Here is a 7352-nt window from a genome sequence, read left to right on the forward strand (position 1 = left end):
TGGAATAAATTGTTCCCATTGTAGTATTAATCGTTCAAAATAGTGTAATTTATAGAAAAAATGCTTTTGAGGAGAACAATTAGACGTGATTTGTTTATACATTTGCGAAGTTGTTTATGTAACTATTTTGAATGAACAAACAGTTTGGCGCAAATGTTAGTAGAGCAGGTGAACTTGGACGATGAAAGACGCGACATGACTGATGGAAGATTCTATGCGGCGACTTACAATTTTACTGGAAATAATTAAGAAAACAGAATATAAAAAGATTGCTTATGTCACAGATTGTTGGACATATCTCTCAGGTTATCGGGCCTGTTGTAGACGTCTATTTTGAAGGAACAGAGGCAGAGCTGATGCTGCCAAGCATTCACGACGCACTGGAAATAAGAAAAAGTCACGGTAAAAGGCTGATTGTGGAAGTACAGCAGCACATTGGTGAAAACACCGTAAGAACCGTAGCTATGGATAGTACGGACGGTCTGCAGAGAGGCATGAAAGTTTACCCGTTGGGCGGACCGATCACTATGCCGATAGGAGAGCAAATCAAAGGCCGTCTGATGAATGTCGTAGGAGACTCTATCGACGGAATGAAAGAACTGGACCGTACAGGTGCCTATCCTATCCACCGCGAACCCCCTAAATTTGAAGATTTGACTACCGTACAAGAAGTACTCTATACGGGTATCAAGGTTATCGACCTGCTGGAGCCATACAGTAAGGGCGGTAAGATTGGTCTGTTCGGTGGTGCGGGTGTAGGCAAGACGGTACTCATCCAGGAGTTAATCAATAATATCGCCAAGAAGCAGAACGGTTTTTCCGTATTTGCCGGAGTGGGAGAGCGTACCCGTGAAGGTAACGACCTGTTGAGGGAGATGATTGAATCCGGTGTAATCCGTTATGGCGAAGAGTTTAAGAAAGGAATGGAAGAAGGTCATTGGGATCTTTCCAAAGTGGACTATGACGAAGTGGCCAAATCGCAGGTGTCCCTGATATTCGGTCAGATGAACGAGCCGCCGGGTGCGCGCCAGTCGGTTGCGTTGTCCGGTTTGACGGTAGCCGAATCTTTCCGTGACATGGGGTCTGAATCGAACGGTCCGCGCGATATATTGTTCTTCATTGATAACATATTCCGTTTCACCCAGGCCGGTTCCGAGGTGTCTGCCCTATTGGGACGTATGCCTTCGGCCGTAGGTTATCAGCCTACACTTGCAACGGAAATGGGTGCTATGCAGGAACGCATTACTTCTACACGCAACGGTTCCATCACTTCCGTACAGGCAGTATATGTTCCTGCCGATGACCTGACCGACCCTGCACCCGCCACTACTTTCACGCACCTGGATGCAACAACGGTATTGAGCCGTAAGATTACCGAACTTGGCATCTATCCGGCTGTCGACCCGTTGGAGTCTACCTCTCGTATTCTCGACCCGCATATCGTAGGTCAGGAGCATTACGAAGTAGCTCAGCGCGTAAAGCAGATTCTCCAACGCAACAAGGAGTTGCAGGATATTATCTCTATCCTCGGTATGGAAGAACTTTCGGATGCCGACCGCACATTGGTGAATCGTGCCCGCCGTGTACAACGTTTCTTGTCACAGCCTTTTGCTGTGGCCGAACAGTTTACCGGAGTTCCCGGTACAATGGTCTCTATAGAAGATACCATTAAAGGGTTTAAAATGATTCTGGACGGTGAAGTCGATTATCTGCCCGAACCGGCTTTCCTGAATGTCGGCACTATCGAGGAAGCAATAGAGAAAGGAAAGAAATTGCTGGAACAGGCAAAGAAATAAAAATTCAGTAGACTATAAAGATGAAAGGACTGCATTTGGATATTGTATCGCCGGAAAAGGAAATCTTCACAGGCGAAGTAGATAGTGTAACATTGCCGGGTACGCTTGGCTCGTTTACTATTCTGGTGCAACATGCACCCATTGTATCGTCGTTGAAAGCAGGTACGCTGGCTTATGTAACGAAAGACGGCGAAGAACGTGCACTGGATATTCATGGCGGTTTTGTAGAGATGAACAGCAACAGAGTTTCGGTTTGTATAGACTGACTCTTTTTGATTACCAACCTTAAATCGGATTGATGTGAGTATAACAAAACGGAACTATTTGTGGCAAGTGGCGCTTCTAACGGTATTGGTGGGCGGCATAGGCGGATGGGTTTATTATTCGGTATTCCCGCACCACTATTTCGGCGGTTATCCGCTGATACCTGCCTTCTTCCTTGTTTTCGGCGTGTTTATGATAAACATGGTTGAAAGCTGCCGTTACCGGATGCCGGGGCGGATGTTGCAGATATATCTGCTGATGCGTGTTATGCGGATGCTTGCATCTATTATTGTGATGCTGGTGTATTGCGTTGCAGTGCGTGAGGAAGCAAAAGAGTTCCTGTTGACGTTCATCGCTAACTATCTGATATATTTGACTTATGACTCCTGGTTTTTCTTCACTTTTGAAATGAACCGGAAGCTGAAAAAGAAAAAGAGACAAGAAAATGAAACAATTGCGTAACATACTAACCGGAGTATTGCTGGCATGTGGGTTATCATTACCTGCCGTTTCTATGCAGGCCGACAGTATTCCCGCAGCGCAAAACGGCCTTGTGGCCGAACTCGACAGCATGGCCCAACGTGACGATGTGACTCCTGCCGAGCAAGAGGAGAATACGGTAGACGTAAAGGAAATCGTGTTCGGGCATATCGGCGATTCGTACGAATGGCACATCACCGATTTCGGAGAAACGAAGGTTATCATTCCGTTGCCCGTCATTGTATATAGCGGCACAACGGGGTGGCACGTATTCCTTTCTTCCCGTCTGGAGGAGAACGGAGGCAGTTACGAGGGACTTTCCATTGCTCCGGAAGGCAGCAAGTACGAAGGAAAACTGGTGGAGCACGATGCAGCAGGCAATGAGGTGCGCCCGTGGGATATATCCATTACGAAGGTTACGCTGGCATTGCTCATCAACAGTGTATTATTGATAGTCATTGTACTGAGCGTTGCCCGCTGGTATCGCAGGCATCCTCAGGACAGTGCGGCTCCGGGCGGTTTCGTCGGGTTTATGGAGATGTTCATTATGATGGTGAATGATGATGTCATAAAGAGCTGTGTAGGACCGAAGTACCGTAAGTTTGCCCCTTACTTGCTTACTGCATTCTTCTTTATCTTCATAAACAACCTTATGGGATTGATTCCGGTGTTTCCGGGCGGGGCAAATGTCACCGGTAACATTGCAATTACAATGGTGCTGGCCGTTTGCACATTCCTTGCCGTTAATATTTTCGGAACCAAGGCATATTGGAAAGATATTTTCTGGCCCGATGTGCCCTGGTGGCTGAAAGTGCCTGTGCCCATGATGCCGTTTATCGAGTTCTTCGGAATCTTTACGAAGCCGTTTGCCTTGATGATACGTCTTTTTGCCAATATGCTGGCAGGACACATGGCGATGCTGGTGCTTACATGTCTGATATTCATATCGGCGAGTATGGGGCCTGCCTTGAACGGTTCGCTGACGGTAGCTTCAGTGCTGTTCAATATCTTTATGAACGGATTGGAATTGCTGGTGGCCTTTATCCAGGCGTATGTATTTACCATGCTGTCGGCGGTGTTTATCGGTCTGGCACAGGAAGAGCACACGGAGAAAGCCGGTGAGAAGAAGGCAATAAAATGAGAAAATGATAAGATTATCTGGAATATAAACATTAATAAAATAACAATTTAAAATTTGAAAGTTATGTTACTATCTGTATTATTGCAAGCTGCTGCGGCAGGTGTTGGAGTTAGTAAATTGGGCGCTGCCCTGGGTGCTGGTTTGGCTGTTATCGGTGCAGGTATGGGTATTGGCAAGATTGGTAGTTCTGCCATGGAAGCCATTGCACGCCAGCCGGAAGCATCGGGAGATATTCGTATGAACATGATTATTGCCGCCGCCTTGATTGAAGGTGTTGCATTGTTGGCGGTTGTTGTGTGTCTGTTGGTATTCTTCTTATAAAAAAAATAAATTATGTCATTGTTATTACCTGATAGTGGTCTGCTGTTCTGGATGCTCCTTTCATTCGGCGTGGTTTTTGTGGTACTGGCCAAATACGGCTTTCCCGTCATTACGAAAATGGTGGAAGAGCGTAGGGCCTACATAGACCAGTCGCTGGAAGTGGCACGTCAGGCAAACGCCCAGCTCGCCAAACTGAAAGAGGAGAGTGATGCGTTGATTGCTGCTGCAAACAAGGAGCAGGGGCGCATCATGCGGGAAGCAATGCACGAGCGTGACAAGATTATTGTCGAGGCGCGTAAACATGCCGAAGCCCTTGCACAGAAAGAGCTGGATGATGTGAAACAGCAGATTCAGCAAGAGAAGGAAGAAGCTATCCGTGATATCCGCCGTCAGGTTGCTGTACTATCGGTAGATATTGCGGAGAAGATAATCCGTCATAATCTGGACAAAGAGCAAGACCAGATGGAAATGATTGACCGTATGCTGGACGAAATGCTGACGGCCAATCGCTAATCATTAATCTTTGGAAAAATGGATATAGGAATTGTTTCGATGCGGTATGCAAAGGCTCTCATGGAGTATGCCAAGAGCACGGGTACGGAAGACAGGCTGTATACGGAAATGCGCACGTTGAGCAGGAGCTTCAGGAAGCATCCTGATTTGCGTGCGGCATTGGAGAACCCTGTACTGCCGGTACAGGAGAAATTCTCGCTTATCTGTACCGCAGCAGTGGGGGATGCTCCTGCCGGGCAGGAATTGTCCCGTTTCGTTACGCTGATATTAAAAAACAGGCGTGAGGCATTTCTGCAATATATCTGTTTGAGCTATCTGGACTTATACAGAAAGAGCAGACATATCGGTGTAGCGAAACTGACGACTGCCGTACCCGTAAGTCGTGAGATTTGGGAACGCATCCGAAATAGCGCTTCCCATTTGCTACATGCCAAAATGGAGTTACAGACCGATGTTGACCCTTCAATCGAAGGCGGATTCATATTCGACATCAACGATTTCCGTCTGGATGCCAGTATTGCTACCCAGCTAAAGAGAGTGAAACAGCAGTTCATTGATAAGAACAGAAGAATTGTATAACAGTGGTTAGTGATATAACCGAATACCGATCATTAATCACTAAACATTAATTGCTAAATAAAATGTTGTCTGAAAATATAAAAGTAAGCGAAGTCTCCGATATTCTGCGCAAACAGTTGGAAGGCATCGACACCCGCGTGCAACTGGACGAAATCGGTACGGTGCTGCAAGTCAGCGATGGCGTGGCGCGTATCTACGGGTTGCGTAATGCCGAAGCAAACGAGTTGCTGGAGTTTGACAACGGTATCAAAGCCATCGTGATGAACCTTGAAGAAGATAACGTAGGTGCTGTGTTGTTAGGCCCTACGGATAAAATCAAGGAAGGCTTCGTGGTGAAACGTACCAAGCGTATTGCTTCCATTATGGTAGGCGAGGGTATGTTGGGACGTGTTATCGACCCGTTGGGCGAACCGTTGGACGGCAAGGGGCTGATAGGCGGCGAGCTTTGCGAAATGCCGTTGGAGCGTAAAGCTCCGGGCGTTATTTACCGTCAGCCGGTAAACCAGCCGTTGCAGACCGGTCTGAAGGCTGTCGATGCCATGATTCCTATCGGCCGCGGGCAGCGTGAGTTGATTATCGGCGACCGTCAGACGGGTAAGACCGCAATTGCCATCGATACCATCATTAACCAGCGTGCCAACTACGAGGCAGGCGACCCCGTATACTGTATCTACGTAGCTATCGGCCAGAAAGGTTCCACGGTAGCATCTATCGTAAATACACTGCGCGAGAACGGTGCGATGGATTACACCATCGTTGTGGCAGCTACGGCGGGCGACCCGGCTGCGTTGCAGTATTACGCCCCGTTTGCCGGTGCTGCAATCGGCGAGTATTTCCGCGATACCGGCCGTCATGCGCTGGTTGTCTATGACGACCTGTCCAAGCAGGCCGTGGCGTATCGTGAGGTATCCTTGATTTTGCGCCGTCCGTCCGGACGTGAAGCCTATCCGGGCGACATCTTCTACCTGCACTCCCGTCTGCTGGAGCGTGCGGCGAAGATTATCAACCAGGAAGAAGTGGCACGCGAGATGAACGACCTGCCCGAAAGCCTGAAAGGCAGAGTGAAGGGCGGCGGCTCATTGACGGCGCTTCCCATTATCGAAACGCAGGCAGGCGACGTGTCGACTTACATCCCTACAAACGTAATCTCCATTACCGACGGACAGATATTCCTCGACACCAACCTTTTCAATCAGGGCAACCGTCCGGCTATCGACGTAGGTATCTCCGTGAGCCGTGTAGGCGGTAACGCCCAGATTAAGGCAATGAAGAAGGTGGCGGGTACGTTGAAGATAGACCAGGCACAGTATCGCGAACTGGAAGCATTCACCAAGTTCAGCGGCGATATGGATCCGGTTACTGCGCTCACCATCGACAAGGGTCAGAAGAATACCCGTTTGCTGGTACAGCCCCAGTACAGTCCGATGCCTGTAGAGAAGCAGATTGCCATTCTTTATTGCGGCACGCACGGTTTGCTGAAGGATGTGCCTTTGGACAAGGTGAATGAGTTTGAACGCAGTTTCCTCGAATTCCTTGAAAGAGATTATCAGATGGAGGTGCTCGATGTGTTGAAGTCGGGTGTCATCGATGACAATGTCTGCAAGAAGATAGAAGAGACGGCGGCAAAGGCAGCCAAGCAATTTATGTAGATGGCAGTTAGGCATCCGGTAACCCCTAACCGCTAATCACTAACCCCTAATCACTATATGAAATGGCTTCACTGAAAGAGGTAAAAAATAGAATAAGCTCCGTCAAGAGTACGCGTCAGATAACTTCGGCGATGAAGATGGTGGCGTCCGCCAAGCTGCATAAGGCACAGGGGCGGATTGAGAATATGCTGCCCTATCAACGGAAGCTGAACGAGATTCTGACAAACTTCCTGAGTACGGATGTTACGGTAGAGTCTCCCTACACCGAGGAGCGTCCGGTAGGGAAGGTGGCAATTGTGGCATTCTCGTCCAATTCGTCTTTATGCGGCGCTTTCAACTCCAACGTGGCAAAGATGCTGGAGCGTACACTGGAAGACTACCGGTCGCTGGGCAAGGAGAATATCCTGGTGTATCCCGTAGGCAGGAAAGTGGAAGAAGCCGTAAAGAAATTGGGATATGAGCCGCAAGGCAGTTATCAGGAAATGGCCGACAAGCCTTCGTATGTGCAGGCTTACGAGCTTGCCGGACTCCTGATGAAAGAGTTCCTTGAAGGGCGCGTCGACAAGGTGGAGCTGATTTATCATCATTTCAAGTCTATGGGCTCGCAGG

At 48.5% G+C, this 7352-nt stretch carries 9 protein-coding genes; all 9 read left to right on the forward strand.

Annotation, left to right across the window (positions count from 1 at the left end; all coding sequences use genetic code 11):
* Positions 1-275 precede the first annotated feature (275 nt).
* Entirely contained in the window at positions 276-1796 is a 1521-nt protein-coding gene (gene atpD / locus AB5903_RS09525; protein ID WP_368117816.1) for a F0F1 ATP synthase subunit beta, read from the forward strand.
* A gap of 20 nt (positions 1797-1816) precedes the next feature.
* Complete coding sequence (atpC, locus tag AB5903_RS09530; protein ID WP_005653906.1) at positions 1817-2062, forward strand: ATP synthase F1 subunit epsilon; 246 nt, start codon at positions 1817-1819, stop codon at positions 2060-2062.
* Positions 2063-2096: 34 nt separating this feature from the next.
* Positions 2097-2522 (forward strand): hypothetical protein, encoded by a 426-nt coding sequence (locus AB5903_RS09535; protein WP_005653908.1) that lies wholly within the window; start codon positions 2097-2099, stop codon positions 2520-2522.
* Entirely contained in the window at positions 2506-3681 is a 1176-nt protein-coding gene (gene atpB, locus AB5903_RS09540) for a F0F1 ATP synthase subunit A (RefSeq protein WP_005653912.1), read from the forward strand. Before AB5903_RS09535 ends, atpB begins: the two co-directional genes overlap by 17 nt.
* Before the next feature lie 63 nt (positions 3682-3744).
* Positions 3745-4002, forward strand: coding sequence for an ATP synthase F0 subunit C (gene atpE / locus AB5903_RS09545; RefSeq protein WP_005653914.1), 258 nt, complete (start codon positions 3745-3747; stop codon positions 4000-4002).
* A 12-nt stretch (positions 4003-4014) separates the two neighbouring features.
* Entirely contained in the window at positions 4015-4515 is a 501-nt protein-coding gene (gene atpF, locus AB5903_RS09550; protein WP_005653917.1) for a F0F1 ATP synthase subunit B, read from the forward strand.
* An 18-nt stretch (positions 4516-4533) separates the two neighbouring features.
* Positions 4534-5094, forward strand: coding sequence for a F0F1 ATP synthase subunit delta (locus tag AB5903_RS09555; RefSeq protein WP_186909416.1), 561 nt, complete (start codon positions 4534-4536; stop codon positions 5092-5094).
* A gap of 65 nt (positions 5095-5159) precedes the next feature.
* On the forward strand, positions 5160-6743 hold the full coding sequence (atpA, locus tag AB5903_RS09560) for a F0F1 ATP synthase subunit alpha (protein WP_368117822.1): 1584 nt from the start codon (positions 5160-5162) through the stop codon (positions 6741-6743).
* 62 nt (positions 6744-6805) lie between these two features.
* A partial coding sequence (locus tag AB5903_RS09565) for a F0F1 ATP synthase subunit gamma (protein WP_368117817.1) occupies positions 6806-7352 on the forward strand: 547 nt, incomplete at its 3' end.

This window comes from Bacteroides sp. 2201st1_D9_2201SCRN_220225, from assembly GCF_040928965.1.
GTDB classification, from domain to species: Bacteria; Bacteroidota; Bacteroidia; order Bacteroidales; family Bacteroidaceae; genus Bacteroides; species Bacteroides stercoris.